At 75.2% G+C, this 14069-nt stretch carries 18 protein-coding genes; 13 read left to right on the top strand and 5 right to left on the bottom strand.

Translation table 11 applies throughout. The annotated features are described in order from the left end of the window. The first annotated feature begins 23 nt into the window (after positions 1 to 23). The 7 genes from PH191_RS03025 (at position 24) to PH191_RS02995 (ending at position 5583) form a co-directional block, all read left to right on the top strand. Positions 24 to 1079 carry an ABC transporter substrate-binding protein gene (locus tag PH191_RS03025; RefSeq protein WP_274193144.1) on the top strand — a complete coding sequence of 352 codons (1056 nt, stop codon included), beginning with the start codon at positions 24 to 26 and terminating at the stop codon, positions 1077 to 1079. A gap of 62 nt (positions 1080 to 1141) precedes the next feature. After that, on the top strand, positions 1142 to 2080 hold the full coding sequence (locus PH191_RS03020) for a methionyl-tRNA formyltransferase (protein WP_274193143.1): 939 nt from the start codon (positions 1142 to 1144) through the stop codon (positions 2078 to 2080). Continuing rightward, complete coding sequence (locus PH191_RS03015; RefSeq protein ID WP_274193142.1) at positions 2077 to 3144, top strand: FecCD family ABC transporter permease; 1068 nt, start codon at positions 2077 to 2079, stop codon at positions 3142 to 3144. The genes PH191_RS03020 and PH191_RS03015 overlap by 4 nt, the downstream gene beginning before the upstream one ends. Beyond that, a complete protein-coding gene (locus PH191_RS03010; protein ID WP_274193141.1) occupies positions 3141 to 4202 on the top strand; it encodes a FecCD family ABC transporter permease in 1062 nt (353 codons plus the stop codon). The genes PH191_RS03015 and PH191_RS03010 overlap by 4 nt, the downstream gene beginning before the upstream one ends. A gap of 4 nt (positions 4203 to 4206) precedes the next feature. Next, complete coding sequence (locus PH191_RS03005) at positions 4207 to 5028, top strand: ABC transporter ATP-binding protein (RefSeq protein WP_274193140.1); 822 nt, start codon at positions 4207 to 4209, stop codon at positions 5026 to 5028. Between the two features lie 41 nt (positions 5029 to 5069). Beyond that, positions 5070 to 5336 (top strand): phosphopantetheine-binding protein, encoded by a 267-nt coding sequence (locus PH191_RS03000; protein WP_274193139.1) that lies wholly within the window; start codon positions 5070 to 5072, stop codon positions 5334 to 5336. A 4-nt stretch (positions 5337 to 5340) separates the two neighbouring features. Then, positions 5341 to 5583 carry an MbtH family protein gene (locus PH191_RS02995; RefSeq protein ID WP_274193138.1) on the top strand — a complete coding sequence of 81 codons (243 nt, stop codon included), beginning with the start codon at positions 5341 to 5343 and terminating at the stop codon, positions 5581 to 5583. A gap of 10 nt (positions 5584 to 5593) precedes the next feature. On the opposite strand, the gene PH191_RS02990 is transcribed toward PH191_RS02995, so the two are convergent. Continuing rightward, positions 5594 to 6145 carry an HdeD family acid-resistance protein gene (locus PH191_RS02990; protein ID WP_274193137.1) on the bottom strand — a complete coding sequence of 184 codons (552 nt, stop codon included), beginning with the start codon at positions 6143 to 6145 and terminating at the stop codon, positions 5594 to 5596. 101 nt (positions 6146 to 6246) lie between these two features. On the opposite strand from PH191_RS02990, the gene PH191_RS02985 reads away from it, so the two are divergent. The 4 genes from PH191_RS02985 (at position 6247) to PH191_RS02970 (ending at position 9612) form a co-directional block, all read left to right on the top strand. After that, positions 6247 to 6717 carry a pyridoxamine 5'-phosphate oxidase family protein gene (locus PH191_RS02985; protein WP_274193136.1) on the top strand — a complete coding sequence of 157 codons (471 nt, stop codon included), beginning with the start codon at positions 6247 to 6249 and terminating at the stop codon, positions 6715 to 6717. Further along, complete coding sequence (gene bla, locus PH191_RS02980) at positions 6714 to 7607, top strand: class A beta-lactamase (RefSeq protein ID WP_274193135.1); 894 nt, start codon at positions 6714 to 6716, stop codon at positions 7605 to 7607. The genes PH191_RS02985 and bla overlap by 4 nt, the downstream gene beginning before the upstream one ends. Before the next feature lie 37 nt (positions 7608 to 7644). Further along, positions 7645 to 9282, top strand: a complete 1638-nt coding sequence (locus PH191_RS02975; protein ID WP_274193134.1) for a metallophosphoesterase — start codon at positions 7645 to 7647, stop codon at positions 9280 to 9282. Positions 9283 to 9486: 204 nt separating this feature from the next. Next, positions 9487 to 9612 (top strand): hypothetical protein, encoded by a 126-nt coding sequence (locus PH191_RS02970; RefSeq protein WP_274193133.1) that lies wholly within the window; start codon positions 9487 to 9489, stop codon positions 9610 to 9612. Between the two features lie 11 nt (positions 9613 to 9623). Here the strand turns inward: PH191_RS02970 and PH191_RS02965 are convergent, their stop codons facing one another. The 4 genes from PH191_RS02965 to PH191_RS02950 all read right to left on the bottom strand — a co-directional run bounded on the left by PH191_RS02965 (position 9624) and on the right by PH191_RS02950 (position 12379). Then, complete coding sequence (locus PH191_RS02965) at positions 9624 to 10091, bottom strand: GNAT family N-acetyltransferase (RefSeq protein WP_274193132.1); 468 nt, start codon at positions 10089 to 10091, stop codon at positions 9624 to 9626. Further along, positions 10088 to 10900 (bottom strand): SGNH/GDSL hydrolase family protein, encoded by an 813-nt coding sequence (locus tag PH191_RS02960; protein WP_274193131.1) that lies wholly within the window; start codon positions 10898 to 10900, stop codon positions 10088 to 10090. Before PH191_RS02960 ends, PH191_RS02965 begins: the two co-directional genes overlap by 4 nt. A gap of 61 nt (positions 10901 to 10961) precedes the next feature. Further along, positions 10962 to 11714, bottom strand: a complete 753-nt coding sequence (locus PH191_RS02955) for an SDR family oxidoreductase (RefSeq protein WP_274193130.1) — start codon at positions 11712 to 11714, stop codon at positions 10962 to 10964. Further along, the gene (locus tag PH191_RS02950) at positions 11711 to 12379 is read right to left on the bottom strand and encodes an RraA family protein (protein WP_274193129.1); all 669 of its coding nucleotides are present in this window, start codon (positions 12377 to 12379) and stop codon (positions 11711 to 11713) included. Before PH191_RS02950 ends, PH191_RS02955 begins: the two co-directional genes overlap by 4 nt. 50 nt (positions 12380 to 12429) lie before the next feature. Here PH191_RS02950 and PH191_RS02945 point away from each other — a divergent pair, with 50 nt between their 5' ends. Both PH191_RS02945 and PH191_RS02940 read left to right on the top strand, forming a co-directional pair. Next, entirely contained in the window at positions 12430 to 13302 is an 873-nt protein-coding gene (locus tag PH191_RS02945; RefSeq protein ID WP_274193128.1) for a beta-keto acid cleavage family enzyme, read from the top strand. Beyond that, a complete protein-coding gene (locus PH191_RS02940) occupies positions 13299 to 14051 on the top strand; it encodes a putative protein N(5)-glutamine methyltransferase (protein ID WP_274193127.1) in 753 nt (250 codons plus the stop codon). The genes PH191_RS02945 and PH191_RS02940 overlap by 4 nt, the downstream gene beginning before the upstream one ends. Positions 14052 to 14069: the final 18 nt, after the last annotated feature.

The raw sequence follows: 14069 nt of genomic DNA, 5'->3' as shown, positions 1-14069 counted from the left end.
GTGGACGACGAGAGGAGTGACCCGTGGGCCCTGCGGGCTCGATAGGTCAGGACGCCCCGGCGGTCCGGCGGGAGCCCGCGAGGGGCTCGCGGCGGTCCTCGTCAGGCGGGCGTGTCCGCCTCCTGGTCGCCGGGCTCGCGGCCCTCCTGGTGCTGGCCGGCTGCGGCGGCGGCGAGTCCGGCGGCGGCGCGGCACCGGCGGGGCCCACGCGCACCGTCGACTCCGAGCGCGGCCCGGTGCAGGTCCCGGTCACGCCGCAGCGGATCGCCGTGCTGTCCGGCAGCCTCGCGGGCGACCTGTTCACGCTCGAGGCGCCGGTGGCCGTGGCGGAGCCCCGCGTGCTCGGCGTGCCGCCGGACGCGACCGGCTTCCCGCCGAGCTGGTCGGCCCAGGCGACGGCGCAGGGCACGCAGCGGCTCGCGAGCGAGGGCGCCGGACTGTCGATCGAGCAGATCGCCGCCGCCCGCCCCGACCTGATCATCGGCGGTGGCCAGGGCTTCACCGCCGCGCAGGCCGCCAACGCCTACCCGCAGTTGCAGCAGATCGCGCCGACGGTGCTGCTGCCGGCCTTCACGCAGTGGCAGGACCAGCTGACGCGGATCGCCGACGTCGTCGGGCGGTCGGACCGCGTGCCGGGGCTCCTGCAGGCCTACCAGGACCGGGCCGCGCAGGTCCGGGGCGCCCTGCGCCTGCCCCCGCAGCCGACGGTCTTCCTCTACCAGGCCCGCGACGGCAAGCCCTACGTGATCACCCCGACCGCGGCGCTCCCGCGCATCGCGAGCGACCTCGGCTTCGTTCCCGACGACGTCCTCACCAAGGCGAACAACCCGCCGCTGTTCGGCACCGGCGACTCGTTCGAGACCAGCCCGGAGCTGCTCCCCCGGGTCGCCGACGCGCCGACCGCGATCGTGCTCCCGATCGGCCAGCGCCCCCTGTCCCAGCTCCAGGCGGACCCGGTCTACGCGCGGCTGCCCGCGTTCGGCAGCGGCCAGGTCTACGAGCTGCCCTCCACGGCCTTCCGTCCGGACTACGCGGGCGCGATGAGCACGCTCGACGCCTTCGCCGCCCAGTTCCGCTGACCGCCGGCCCAGAACCCGAGCGGCCCAGAACCCGAGCGGCCCAGAACCCGAGGAGCCCATCGATGCGCGTCGTCCTGTTCGGCTACCAGAAGTGGGGCGCACGGCTGCTGGCCGCGCTGCTGGAGTCCCGCCACGAGGTGGTGCTCACCGTGAGCCACCCCGAGGAGGGCGAGTGGGCGCCCGCGATCTTCGAGGAGTCGATGGGCGACCTCGCCCGCGCCCACGACATCCCCGTGATCTACCGCGAGAAGGCGGTCGACGACGAGCTCGTGAGGGCGATCGAGGAGGCCGGGGCGGAGATCGGGCTGGCCTGCAACTGGCGCACCTGGATCAGCCCGGAGGTCTTCTCCGCGCCCACCCGCGGCACGGTCAACACCCACGACTCGCTGCTGCCGAAGTACGCGGGCTTCTCCCCGCTGAACTGGGCGCTGATCAACGGTGAGAGCCAGGTGGGCATCACCGCGCACTGGATGGACGCCGACCTCGACCGCGGCGACATCATCACCCAGCGCACCGTCCCGGTGACGCCCACCGACACCACCGAGGACCTGTTCCACCGCACGGTCGGGCTGTTCGGGGAGCTCTCGCTCGACGCCTTCGACCGGATCGAGCACGGCCCGCACGACTGGCTGCGTCAGGACCCCGCGCACGCGTCGTTCTTCCACAAGCGCGCCGACCCGGACAACAAGATCCACTGGGAGCGGCCGGCCCGCGACCTCGTCAACCTCGTGCGCGCCCAGACCGGGCCGTACCCGAACGCCTGGTGCCTGCACGAGGGCCGACGGCTGCGGGTGCTCGAGGCGTCGGTGTCGACGGAGAAGGCCGGCGGCACCCTCGGGCGCGTGTTCGCCCGGGAGGGCCGCGGCGTCATCGTCGTCGCCGGACCGGAGGCCTGGCGGGGCGGGCAGCACGGGCTGGTGCTGCAGCGGGTCCGCGACGACGAGGGCGTCGAGCACGTCGCCGGCGACTGGTTCCGGCGCATGGGGGACTACCTCGAATGAGCGTCTCGCCGCCGACCGCCCCCACGACCGACGAGCGGGCCGACGAGCGCGGGACGCCCCCGCTCGCCGGCGGGGCGGCGCGCGCGGCGGGCCTGCTGGTCGGGGTGGGACTGCTGGCCCTCGCGACCCTGCTGTCGCTGGCGGTGGGCGCATTGCCGGTCTCGCTGCCCCAGGTGATCGGCGCGTTCACCGACTTCGCGGGCACCGACGCCCACGTCGCCGTCCGGGAGCTCCGGCTGCCGCGGACGCTGGTCGGCATCGCGGTCGGCGCGGCGCTGGGCGTCGCGGGCACCGTGATCCAGGGCGTCACGCGCAACCCGCTGGCCGATCCCGGGATCCTCGGCATCGAGGCCGGCGCGGCCTTCGCCGTGGTCACGTCGATCTACGTCCTGGGCATCACGAGCGTGTCCGGGTACGCGTGGTTCGCGCTGCTCGGGGCGGCGGTGGCGGCGGTGGTCGTCTACACCCTCGGGGCGTCGGGCCGGGCGGCGGCGAGCCCCGTGACCCTGGCGCTGGCGGGGGCGGCGGTGGCCGCGCTGCTCACCGCGCTGACCTCGGCGATGGCGCTGCTCGACTCCGGCACCCTGGACGCCTTCCGGTTCTGGGTGGTCGGCTCGCTCGCCGGTCGCGACCTGGAAATGCTGGCCGGGGCGGCGCCGTTCCTGGTGGTCGGCGTGGTGCTCGCCCTCCTCTCCGGGCGCGCGCTCAACGCGCTGGCCCTCGGCGAGGACGTCGCGCGGGCGCTCGGCCAGCGGGTGGCCCTCTCGCGGGGTCTCGCCGCGGTGGGCATCGTGTGCTGCGCCGGCGGGGCGGTGTCGGTCGCCGGGCCGATCGGGTTCGTCGGGCTGACCGTGCCCCACGCGGCCCGCGCGCTGGTCGGACCGGACTACCGCTGGGTGCTCCCCTACTCGATGCTCATGGGCCCGATCCTGCTGCTCGTCGCCGACGTGATCGGCCGGGTGCTGGTGCGGCCGGGCGAGCTGCAGGTCGGCATCGTCATGGCCGCGATCGGCGCCCCGGTGTTCATCGCGCTGATCCGTCGCGGACGGCTGGTGCAGCTGTGACCCGGGCCGACCCTCGACCGGCCCCCCGCCGGGTGCCGGTCCGCGCCGGCGGGTTCTCGCGGCTGCTCGACCTGCGGCTGCTCGCGGTGTGCGCCGGCGCGCTCGTCGTCGGCGTCGTCACCATCGCCCTGTCGGTGAGCGTCGGCGAGTTCCCGATCCCACTGGGCGACGTGGCCGCGACCCTGGTCGGCTCGGGGACCTTCAGCGACGAGTTCATCATCGTCGGCCTGCGGCTGCCGCGGGCGCTCGTCGGCCTCGGCTGCGGGATGGCGCTCGGCGCCTCCGGGCTGATCTTCCAGACGCTGGTGCGCAACCCCCTCGCCGCGCCGGACATCATCGGCGTCACCGGCGGCGCGAGCCTGACCGGCGTCGCCATCCTCATCCTGGGCGCCCCGCCCGCCCTGCTGCCCCTCGGCGCGTTCGCCGGCGCCGTCGTGTCGGCGACGCTGGTCTACGCCCTGGCCTGGCGCGGTGGGCTCTCCCCGTACCGGCTGGTGCTGATCGGCATCGCGCTCGCCGCGGTCTCGGTGGCGGGCACGCAGTACCTGCTGGTGATCGGCGACCTCATCGACGTCCAGCGCGCCGCGGTGTGGCTCGTCGGCAGCCTCAACGGCGTCACGTGGGCGGAATTCTGGCCCCTGCTCGTGGGGCTGGTGCTGCTCTTCCCGGCCACCGCGGCCCTCGCGCGCGCCCTCGACGCGCTCTCGCTCAGCGAGGAGTCCGCCACCGCGCTCGGGGTGCGCGTGCAGCGCTCGCGCCTCGGTCTGGTGGTCGTCGGCGCGGCGCTGGCGGCGTTCGCGGTGGCCGCGGCCGGGCCGATCGGGTTCGTGGCCTTCATCGCTCCACACCTCGCCCGCCGGCTGACCGGCCTCACCGGCGCCGCGGTGCTGCCCGCGACCGCCCTGGTCGGCGGGGTGCTGGTGATGGTCTGCGACCTCGTCGCCCGCCTGGTGCTCGCGCCGGTCGAGCTGCCGGTCGGTGTCGTCACGGCCGTCGTGGGCGCGCCCTTCTTCCTCTACCTCCTCTACCGCGCCAACCGACCCGTCCGTGGAGGGTGACCCCATGAGCCTGCGCGCCCATGAACTGACCCTGGGCTACGGCGGCACCCCGGTCGTCGCCGATCTCTCGCTCGAGCTGCCGCCCGGCGCCGTCACCGCGATCGTCGGCGCCAACGCCTGCGGCAAGTCCACCCTGCTGCGCGGCCTGATCCGGCTCCTGGCACCGAGCTCCGGCGCGGTGCTGCTCGACGGCACCGAGCTGGCCCGGCTCGGTACCCGGGAGGTCGCCCGGCGCCTCGGGCTCCTGCCGCAGTCGCCGTCCGCACCCGAGGGGCTCAGCGTCGAGGACCTCGTCGCCCGGGGCCGCTACCCGCACCAGAGCTGGCTGCAGCAGTTCTCCCGCGACGACCAGCACCACATCGACTGGGCCCTCGAGGTCACCGACACCGCCGGGTTGCGGCGCCGGTCGCTCGACGCGCTGTCCGGGGGTCAGCGCCAGCGGGCCTGGATCGCGATGGCCCTGGCGCAGGACACCGAGACCCTGCTGCTCGACGAGCCCACGACGTTCCTCGACATGGCCCACCAGGTCGAGGTGCTCGATCTGCTCGCCGATCTCAACCGCGAGCAGGGCCGCACGATCGTCATGGTCCTGCACGACCTCAACCAGGCGTGCCGCTACGCCGACCACATCGTCGCGATGCACCAGGGACGGATCCACGCGCAGGGCCCGCCCTCGGACGTCGTCGACGCGGAGATGGTGCGCACGGTGTTCGGCCTCGACGTCCGCGTCGTCCCGGACCCCGAGGAGCACACGCCGATGTGCGTCCCGGCCAAGCGGCGACGGCGTCGCCTCGACGCCCCCGAGCAGCAGCCCACCGTGACGTGACGCTGCCGCGACCCGACGGCAGCACGAGGGAGAGGACCGCCATGGCAGAGCAGACCCCGACGACGGGGACGGAGATGACGGGCAGCGTCGACCGTGACCGCATCCGGACCGACGTCGCCGCAGCACTCGGCGAGGAGCCCCGGGACGTCGGCGACGACGACGACCTCTTCGACCTCGGCCTCGACTCCATCCGGCTCATGAGCCTCGTCGAGCAGTGGCGCGGCGAGACCGGGTCCGACATCGGCTTCGTCGACCTGGCCGAGGAACCCACCGTCGCGGCCTGGAGCCGCCTGTTCACCGGAGCGTGACGACGTGCCCAACCCCTTCGACGACCCCGACGGCCGCTTCCTCGTGCTCGTGAACGACGAGGGGCAGCACAGCCTCTGGCCGGTCTTCGCCGACGTCCCGGCGGGCTGGACGGTCGTGTTCGGTCAGGACTCCCCCGGCGACGCCCCGGGCGCCGACCGGGCCGCCGCGCTCGAGTACGTCGAGCAGCACTGGACCGACATGCGCCCGCGCAGCCTCGTCGAGGAGATGGAGCGGGCGGAGCGCTGACGCTCCCGCGTCAGCGGGCCTCGCGCCGCATGCTCAGCGCGAGGCCGATGTCCATCGCCCCGCGGAAGAGGAAGCCCAGGGCGATGAAGATCGCGATCAGCCCGACGGCCGTTCCCGGCGAGACGATGAGGATGAACGCGACGACCAGCGTCAGCGCGCCGAGGACGAGGTTCCAGATGCGGTGCTCGCTCTGCGAGAAACCGACCAGGAGGTCGTGGACGCCGGCGATCACGAACCACAGGATGATGCCCCAGGCGAGCACGAGGATGCCGCCGCCCGGCTGGAAGAGCACGAGGACGCCGGCCACCAGGGCCAGCACCCCGAACGCGGCGAGCCAGCCGCGGCCCGCCGAGCCGGTCTCGGCGCGCCAGGCGACGCCGATCTCCAGGGCCCCCTGCACGATCAGGCCGATCCCGAGCACGAACGCCGCCGTGAGGATGGTCAGCCCGGGGAAGAACAGCGCGACGACCCCCACCAGCAGACCGAGGATCCCGGACGCCAGGACCCAGCCCCACCCGCTCGACGCCCGGCGCACGCCGGGTCCACCCACCGCGCTGGTCATCAACGTTCTCCTCTCGAGGAACAGATCTGTCGGGCACATCGAAGCCTTGTTCACGCTCCGTGTCGAGAGGGCGCGCTTGACCGATCTGCTGCGATGAGCGGGTGAGCGGAGCCTTGCTCGACACCGACGTCGCCGTCGACGCCCACGCCGCGGAGCGTCTGGCCTCGGAACCCGTGATCTGGCTGGGCACGGTGGCGCCGGACGGGCGCCCGCACACGGTGCCCGTGTGGTTCGCCTTCGACGACCCGATCGTGACGATCTTCAGCCGCCCGGACACCGCGAAGATCGGCCACCTCCGGGCGCACGGGGCCGTCAGCCTCGCCCTCGACACGGCCGGCCAGGGCGGCGACGTCGTCACCGGCGGTGGCGACGCCGTCCTCTCCGAGCTCGCGCGGGTCGAGGACGCCCTCGACGCCTTCGGGCGCAAGTACGCCCCGATGCTCGGCGACCAGCCCCTGGACGCCTGGCTCATGACGTTCTCGCAGCCGATCGTCGTCACCCTCGACCGGCTCGTGGTGTGGCGCGGCACGGCGAACGGCCTCGAGTACCGGTCGCTACCCTCCCGCGGGTGATCACTCCGACCCGCCGGGCAGTGCTCCTCGGCGGTGTCGCGGCGGTGCTCGCGGGGTGCTCGACCGGCGGCGCCTCTCCTGAGCCGACGAGGCCCGGCACGACCGTCGTCGACCCCGCGGCCCTCGACGAGCTGGAGCGCCGATCCGGCCGGCGGATCGGCCTCGTCGTGCTGGACACCGGCACCGGTCAGGTGGTGCGGCACCGCGCGGAGACCCGGGTGCTGATGTGCTCCACGGCCAAGGTGCTCATCGTCGCGGCGATCCTGCGCCGACGCCTCGACGACCCCGGCCTGCTCGAGCGCACCGTCCGCTACACCCGCGCCGACCTGCTCTCCTACGCGCCGACGACCACGCGCTCCGTCGACACCGGCATGACCGTCGCGGCGCTGTGCGAGGCCGCGATCGTCGTCAGCGACAACACCGCCGCGAACCTGCTCATCGGCCTGCTCGGCGGGCCCGCGGCGACGACGGCGTTCGTGCGCACCCTCGACGACCCGGTGACCCGGCTGGACCGACTCGAGCCGGAGCTCAACGAGACCGGGCCCGGCGACGAGCGCGACACCAGCACGCCGGACGCGATGGCCGCGGACCTGCGCGCCCTCGTGCTGGGGGACGCCCTCGACCCCGCGGGCCGCGATCTCCTCACCGGGTGGATGGACGGCGCGACCACCGGCACCCAGCAGATCCGCGCCGGCGTGCCCGGCGACTGGCGCGTCGGCGACAAGACCGGCTCCGGGGCGCAGGGCGGGAGCCACGACATCGCCGTCGCCCGGCCGCCGGGACGCGCGCCGCTGGTGATCGCGGTCTACACGACCCCGTCCGACCCGACGAGCACGAACGGCAAGCAGACCATCGCGGAGGCGACGCGGATCGCGGTCGGGGCGCTCTGAACCGTCGTCCCACGACGTGCCCCACTACGTTGTCCGCATGGCGCCCGGAGCGAGCGACGCCGAGCCGCGGACACACCCGGCGGTGCGCTGGCTCTCGCCCACCGAGCTCGCGCGCACCGGCGTGACCGTGGCGCTGGGCAGCATCGTTGCCGCGTACGCCGACAAGCGCGACGTGATGTCCGGGACGACGTTCGCGCAGGGCGTCGCGACCCACGAGGCGGACCCCGACGACGACTTCTGGATCGACGTCCTCAACGACACCGGTGACGGCTTCCGCGCCATGGCCACGGTCGCGACCCTGCTCGGGGCACCGGCGCTGACGGTCGACGGCGAGGAGCTCCCCCGCGGCGACGTGCTGCTGATGGGCGGCGACGAGATCTACCCGGTGGCCGGCGTCCGCGCCTACGAGGAGCGACTGGAGGGCCCGCTCGACGCGCAGTTCGTGCCCGACCCCACCCGCGACGCCCCGACCGCGTACGCGATCCCCGGCAACCACGACTGGTACGACGGCCTGACCGCGTTCCTGCGCGTGTTCTGCCAGGGCCGCGACCTCGCCGGCTGGCGCACCGCGCAGCGCCGGTCGTACTTCGCGCTGGCGCTGCCCCGCGGATGGTGGGTGCTCGCCGTCGACATCCAGCTCGACACCTACGTCGACGCGACGCAGCTGCTGTGGTTCCGGGAGGTCGTCGCCGGGATCCCGGCGGGCGACCGGATCATCCTGATCACGGCCGCCCCGGCCTGGTACGCGGCGCAGGACGGCGACGACGAGGCGATGGACCGCCTCGCCTTCTTCCTGCGCGACGTCCTCGGCGACCGCGACCTGCCGGTGCGCCTCGTGCTCACCGGCGACACCCACCACTACGCCCGGTATGCGCTGCGCCGCCCCGGCGAACCCGGACCCGGTCCGGACGGCGGCGAGGAGCAGGTGCTCGTCACCGCCGGCCACGGCGGGGCGTACACCTCGCCGACACACTTCCTCCCGCCCACGCTCGACGTCACCACCGACCTCGCCGAGCCCGGGAAGGTGCGCGCGACCGGCACCCACCGCTACGTCCGCGGCCCGCACACGTTCCCCACCGAGGCGGTGTCACGGGCCGAGGCCCGCCGGGTGCTGTGGCGGCTGCCGATGCGCAACGGGCTGCTCCTGCCGCTGCTGGTGCTCGTGCAGGCCCTCGTGATCGTGCCGTGGGTGCTGCGCGTGCCCGCCGTGTCGGTGGTCGCGGGGGTGGCCCTCGCGGCCGGGGCGTTCGCGTTCGTGGTCCCGCAGCGCGCCGGGCGGGTGCGCCGGGTCCTGCTCGGTCTCGCGCTCGCCGTCCCCGAGCTGGCGGTCGCGATCGGCGCGACCGCCCTGGCCGCCCGCCTGGACGATCCCCTCGCGACCGTGCTCCTCGTCCTCGCCGCCGGGCTCGCCGCGAGCCTGGTGATGTCGGTGTTCCTGCTCGTCGCGGCGCGGGGGGCCAACCGCAACGAGCTCTTCGCCGCGCAGAGCATCGAGGACCACAAGGGCTTCCTGCGCCTGCGGATCGCCCCGGACGGCGCGCTCACGGTGTTCGCCCTCGGGGTGGACCGGGTGCCGCGACGGTGGCGGTGGCGCCCGGGCGCCGCGCCACGGTGGGAGCCGACGACGCCGGTGTCGGTGCGCCTCGTCGACGAGCCGGTCGTGCTGAACCCCTGACTGGGTCGGCTGAGCGCGAACGGGCCTCCCGTCGGCGTCGACCGCGCGGTAGGACTCCACCGTGGAGTACACGGTCAGCCGGGATGTGGACGCCGACTCCGGGACGGTGTGGGCGGTGATCGTCGACGTGGAGCGCATGCCGCCCCCGGCCTGCAGAGCGTCGCCTGGCACGCGGTCGAGCCGGCCGGTCCGGGACGGAGCCGGGTGACGCTCGGCATCCGGCAGACCGGGCCGCTCGGGGTCGTCGCGACGCTGATGGGACCGCTCACCCGGCGCTACGTCGACACCGAGATCGCCGGGATCGTGGCGGAGGCAGCGCGAACCACGTGAGGACCGGCGTCCTACGTGAGGACCAGCGTGAGGTGCACGCTGTGGTGGTCCTCGGGGTAGTCGGCGAACGGGGCGCACCGCACGAACCCGTGACGTGCGTAGAGGCGGCGGGCCGGGGCGAAGTACTCCTCCGCGCCGGTCTCCAGGCTCAGCCGCGCGTACCCGCGGCGCCGGGCCTCGGCGACGACGTGCTCGACGAGCCGCGTCGCGGTGCCGCGGCCCCGGTGCGCCGACGCCGTGCGCATCGACTTGATCTCGCCGTGGGACGGGTCGAGCTCGCGCAGGGCGCCGCAGCCCAGGAGCGCGCCGCCGTCCGTGTCGTCCCAGACCGTCCAGAACGTCACGTCCGGGGCGCGCAGACCCTCGAGATCGAGGGCGTGCTTGCTCTCCGGCGGCGACACCGCGCGCATCTCCTCGAGGTGCTCGTCGAGCAGGGCGGCGATCTCGGGGCCGGTGAGGTCGTGCGCGACGATCTTCATGGCAGGGGCGCGAGCTGCGGGCGCTTCGGCGGTCGGTGGTCGCCCGTGCTGCGGCCCTGCGCGCGCCGTTGCACCCACGGCCACAGGTGCTCGCGGGCCCAGCGGGCGTCCTCGCTGCGGCGCGCGGTCCACGTGGTGGGCGCCTCGGGCGGCCAGGGCTCGCGCCAGTCCAGCTCCGGCGGGAGGCCGAGGACCTCGCAGACGCGGGCGGCGACCTTCGCGTGACCGGCCGCGTTGAGGTGCAGCCGGTCGTCGGTGCGGGCCCGGGCGTCGGCCAGCGGCGCCATCGCCCACAGGTCGACGAGGTACGCGTCCTGCCGGGCGGCGATGTCGCGGATGTGCTGGTTCATCGCGGCCAGCCGCCGGGCGATGAGGTTGAGCAGCGGGCTCTCACGGGTGTTGAACCCCGTGAACACCAGCACGTCGGCACCCGTCGCGCGCAGCGTCGCGACCGCGCCCTCGAGCCGTCCGGCCAGGGCGTCCGGGTCGGCCGACGGACGCAGCAGGTCGTTCCCGGCGGCGCAGATGCTCACGAGGTCGGGAGCCAGGCGCACGGCCTCCGGGACCTGGGTGGCGACCACCCGGTCGAGCAGGAGCCCCCGGATCGCGAGGTTGGCGTACTCGACGTCCGGCCGTCCGCGCGCCAGGGCGGCGGCGACGCGGTCGGCCCAGCCGCGCTCGATCCCCGTCACGGGATCGGGGTCCCCGACGCCCTCGGTGAAGCTGTCCCCGAGTGCCACGTAGCTGCGCCAGGCCCCACGCGCGGGCCGCGGGCCCGGCACGTCGAGTGACGCCTCGTTCCTCGTCACCCGCGCGATTCTGCTCCGCGGGCCCGACGGCGCGCGCCACCGCCCCGATCTTGTCCGGTTCCTATCGGCCGCCCGCCACGTCGAGGACGCTGCCCGTGCAGTAGGACGCCTCGTCGGAGAGCAGCCACGTCACGGCGACGGCGACCTCGTCGGCCGTGCCGGCGCGACCGACCGGTGCCGAGGGCCCGAGGCGGGCCACGCGGTCGGGCTGCCCGCCCGAGGCGTGGATCTCCGTGTCGATGATCCCGGGACGCACGACGTTGACCCGCACGCCCTCGCCCGCGACCTCCTTGGCGAGCCCCGTGCCCAGGGTGTCGACGGCGGCCTTCGACGCGGCGTAGTCCACGTACTCCCCCGGCGCGCCCAACCGGGCGGCGACGGAGGACACGAGCACGATCGACCCGCCGAGGCCGCCGTGCGTGGTGGAGAGCCGCCGCACGGCCTCGCGGCAGGTGACCAGCGCGCCGACGACGTTGATCGCGAGCATCGCCGTGACGCGCTCGGCGGACATCGCGTCGACCCGCGCCTTCGGGGCCACCACCCCGGCGTTGACGACGACGCCGGCGAGCGGGCCCATCGCGTCCGCGGCGGCGAACGCGGCCTCGACGTCGGCCTCCGCCGCGACGTCGGCGCGCACCGCCCGCGCGTCGACGCCGTGCTCGCGGGCCGCGGTGACCACCTCCTGCGCCGCCCCGGCGTCCCCGCGGTAGGTCAGGCACACCGCCCACCCGGCGGCCGCGGCCCGCGCGACCACCGCGGCGCCGATGCCGCGGCTGCCGCCGGTGACGAGCAGGACCGGGGCTCGACCGCTCATACCCTGAACCCGAGGCTCGACTCGCGTCCGGCGGCGCGGGCGGCGCGGTGCTCGGCGATCGTGGTCTGGTCTGCCAGCGAGCGGCCCTGCCCGAGCCCGGCGAGCACCGCGGCCTCGGCGCGCTCGATCTCCTCGGCGCCGGCCAGGGCGGCGCGCAGCTGGTCGGGGGTGGCGACGGCGAGCCCGTCGTCGTCACCCAGCACGACGTCGCCCGGCCGCACGGCGACCCCGCCGAGGGCCACCGCACCCTCGTCGACCCCGCGCGGGTCGCGCGCGGTGCCCGACGCCGGCGTCGAGCCGCGGGCGAACACCGGCAGCCCGAGCACACGCAGGCCCGCGACGTCGCGGCAGAAGCCGTCGATGACGATCCCGGCCAGGCCGCGGCGGCGCGCCTCGGCGGCGACGAGCTCGCCCGCGATCGCCCGAGTGCCGCGGGGGTTGGTGATGACCAGCACCGAACCCGGCGCCGCCTCACCCGCCGCGAGGAGCACCGGCAGGTGGTCGTCGGGGGCCACGACGGTGACGGCAGGCCCGGCCATCCGCACGCCGGGCACCATCGCCCGGATCGCGGGGTCGGGCAGGGCGAGGGTCTTGTCGGCGTCGCACAGCGAGGAGGTCGCGAGCGCGCGTACGCGGCCCAGCTCGTGGGCGGTGAGGGGGTCCACGGGCGGCCATGATGCTCGACGCGGCGCCGCGGGGCGACGATCCTCGCCGGGTGACGTCTCCCGTGATCCTCGAGGTCGCCGTCAACGGGGCGACGCCCCGCTCGGTGAACCCGCACGTGCCGCTGACCCCCGCCGAGGTCGCCGACGAGATGCTCGCGTGCGTGGCCCGCGGGGCGAGCATCGCGCACGACCACCACGAGGCGATGTTCGTCGCCGACGGCGTGCACTCGGTCGAGCCCTACGTCGAGGCGTGGACGCCGGTGCTCGTGCAGCACCCCGACCTGCTGCTCTACGCGACCATGGCCGCCGGGGCGCGGGGCATCCCGATCGAGCGGCGCTGGGCGCACCACGAGGAGCTCGCCCGCCGCGGCATGGGCGGGCTCTCGCTCGTCGACCCCGGGTCGGTGAACCTGGGCCTGACCAGCGACGGCGTCGTCGCCGAGGCCGCCGCGCCGGGGCCGTACCAGAACAGCCTGGCCGACACCGAGCACATGTTCGCCCGCTGCGCGGCGCACGGGACCGGACCGTCGATCTCGATCTTCGACCCGAGCTTCCTGCGGGTGGCGCTCACGCTGCACCGCCACGGGCGCGTGCCGCCGGGCGCGATCGTGAAGCTGTACTTCGGGGGCGCGCTGGAGTTCGGGCTGCCGCCGACCACCACCGCGCTGGAGGCCTACCTCGAGATGCTCGAGCCGTCGGGGCTGCCGTGGTCGGTGGCGGTGCTGGGCGGCGACGTGGTCGCGTGCGGGCTGGCCGAGACCGCGATACGCCGGGGCGGGCACGTGCGGGTGGGACTGGAGGACTTCGCGGGGTCGTCGACGCCGACGAACACCGCGCTCGTCGACGACGCCGTCGCCCTGCTCGCCGACCTCGGGCACCGGCCGGCGACGATCGCCGAGACGCGCGGGATTCTCGGCCTGTGACCGACTCCGTGGTGACCCGCCTGCGGGCCGCCGGGTGCGTGTTCGCCGAGGAGGAGGCGGCGTTGCTGGAGTCGTCCGCCGGGGACGTGGAGGCGCTGGTGGCCCGGCGGGTCGCGGGCGAGCCGCTGGAGCAGGTGCTCGGGTGGGCGGAGTTCGCGGGGCTGCGCGTGCGCGTCGCGCCCGGGGTGTTCGTGCCGCGACGGCGCAGCGAGTTCCTGGTGGCGCAGGCGCAGGCGCTGGCGGTGCCCGGTGAGGTCGTGGTCGACGCCTGCTGCGGGAGCGGGGCGATCGGGGCGGCGCTGCTGGCGGCCCGCCCGTCGCTCGTGCTGCACGCCACCGACGTCGACCCGGCCGCCGTGGCCTGCGCGCGGGAGAACCTGCCGGAGGCCGCGGGCGTGCACGTCGGGGACCTCCTGGACGCCCTGCCGGCCTCGCTCGCCGGGCGGGTCGACGTGATCGTCGCGAGCACCCCGTACGTGCCCACCGACGCGCTCGCCGACATGCCGCCCGAGGCGCGCGACCACGAGCCCCGCGCCGCCCTCGACGGCGGCGGCGACGGGATCGACGTGGTGCGCCGGCTCGCGCTCGGGGCGCCGGCGTGGTTGCGGCCGGGCGGTCACCTGCTCGTCGAGTGCGCCGAGCACCAGGCCGACGTGGCCCGCGAGGCGCTCGTCGCGGTGGGGTTCGACGCCGTCGTGCACCACGACGACGACCGCGACGCGACGGTCGTCGTCGGCGTTCTCCACTGACGCTGCGTGAGCGAGGCG

The organism is Actinomycetospora callitridis, from assembly GCF_028737265.1.
Classification (GTDB): Bacteria; Actinomycetota; Actinomycetes; order Mycobacteriales; family Pseudonocardiaceae; genus Actinomycetospora; species Actinomycetospora callitridis.
Note: the sequence above shows the minus strand (reverse complement) of the source record. Positions and strands in the feature narration are given on the sequence as shown.

Coding starts and splice junctions, on each gene's coding strand:
- PH191_RS03020 (WP_274193143.1), top strand. CDS start 1,142: ATGCGCGTCGTCCTGTTCGGCTACCAGAAGTGGGGCGCACGGCTGCTG.
- PH191_RS03015 (WP_274193142.1), top strand. CDS start 2,077: ATGAGCGTCTCGCCGCCGACCGCCCCCACGACCGACGAGCGGGCCGAC.
- PH191_RS03005 (WP_274193140.1), top strand. CDS start 4,207: ATGAGCCTGCGCGCCCATGAACTGACCCTGGGCTACGGCGGCACCCCG.
- PH191_RS03000 (WP_274193139.1), top strand. CDS start 5,070: ATGGCAGAGCAGACCCCGACGACGGGGACGGAGATGACGGGCAGCGTC.
- PH191_RS02990 (WP_274193137.1), bottom strand. CDS start 6,145: ATGACCAGCGCGGTGGGTGGACCCGGCGTGCGCCGGGCGTCGAGCGGG.
- PH191_RS02975 (WP_274193134.1), top strand. CDS start 7,645: ATGGCGCCCGGAGCGAGCGACGCCGAGCCGCGGACACACCCGGCGGTG.
- PH191_RS02965 (WP_274193132.1), bottom strand. CDS start 10,091: ATGAAGATCGTCGCGCACGACCTCACCGGCCCCGAGATCGCCGCCCTG.
- PH191_RS02955 (WP_274193130.1), bottom strand. CDS start 11,714: ATGAGCGGTCGAGCCCCGGTCCTGCTCGTCACCGGCGGCAGCCGCGGC.